At 29.0% G+C, this 954-nt stretch carries 2 protein-coding genes; both read right to left on the bottom strand.

The annotated features are described in order from the left end of the window. Nucleotides 1-257: 257 nt before the first annotated feature. On the bottom strand, nt 258-803 hold the full coding sequence (locus tag KA909_RS12965; RefSeq protein ID WP_037537668.1) for a YdhK family protein: 546 nt from the start codon (nt 801-803) through the stop codon (nt 258-260). A gap of 17 nt (nt 804-820) precedes the next feature. After that, the coding region (locus KA909_RS12970) for a copper-transporting ATPase (protein ID WP_204252255.1) at nt 821-954 on the bottom strand (134 nt) is incomplete at its 5' end.

A 954-nucleotide genomic window follows, 5' to 3' on the forward strand; every position in this document is an offset into this window, starting at 1 on the left:
TCATATTTTATTTTTTACAACCTATTTTTTAGCTTTATTTATGATACGCTTCCGCGTATCGGTTAATGATGCGGTTTTTAATTATATAATTTCAATTAATAAGGTAATGAACAGTTTTTTGATAAATGTTATTCTTCTAAAATTCTTTTTAATTTACACACTAAAAAATATCCTCCTTAACAATAATAAGTTATTTAAATTATTGATTAAGGAGGATATTTTTATATCTATTTATTTCTCAATTTAGAACTAGATTTTTATCGTGCTTTCAGCTCATTTCCTGTCATCCATTTATGATTTTTAATGATTTTACCATTATCTTTGGATTTGTAATCAACTACGTAAACAGTAGTCTTTTTCACGTTATCTATATTGGCTGTAGCACCTTTCATACCAGACATATGACTTGCTTCTAATTTAACAGTATCGCCCTTACTAAATCCATCTTTAGGTGCATCTTTAATCTCTTCGTTTACGACCCATTTATGATTGTTTACTTTTTCATTTCCATTTGTGGGTTTATAACTTACAACATAGGCATATGTTTTATACGCACCTTTTACAGTAGCTTCTGCACCTTTCATACCTGGCATATGCCCTGCTGTAATCGTTACTTTATCTCCTACTTTAAATTCACCCTCATTAGTCGATTTCATACCTTCAGGAACTTTACTTTCATCATTATGCTTCATATGGCTCTCACTTTTTTGGTCATTAGTGTCTTTATCTTTTTCATCATTATTGGAGCAAGCTGATAATATTAGTAATGATCCTAATATCATAAAAAATAATTTTTTAATCATAATAAAACTCCTATCTTTTATTTTAATTTTAATGTAAAGGCATTAATTGCAACAATAACCGTACTTAGTGACATTAAAATAGCACCTATTGCAGGTGATAAAATCAAGCCGATAAATGCTAAAATACCAGCTGCTAAAGGTACAGCAACAA

This window comes from Staphylococcus sp. GDX8P54P, assembly GCF_017893165.1.
Taxonomy (GTDB): Bacteria; Bacillota; Bacilli; order Staphylococcales; family Staphylococcaceae; genus Staphylococcus; species Staphylococcus borealis.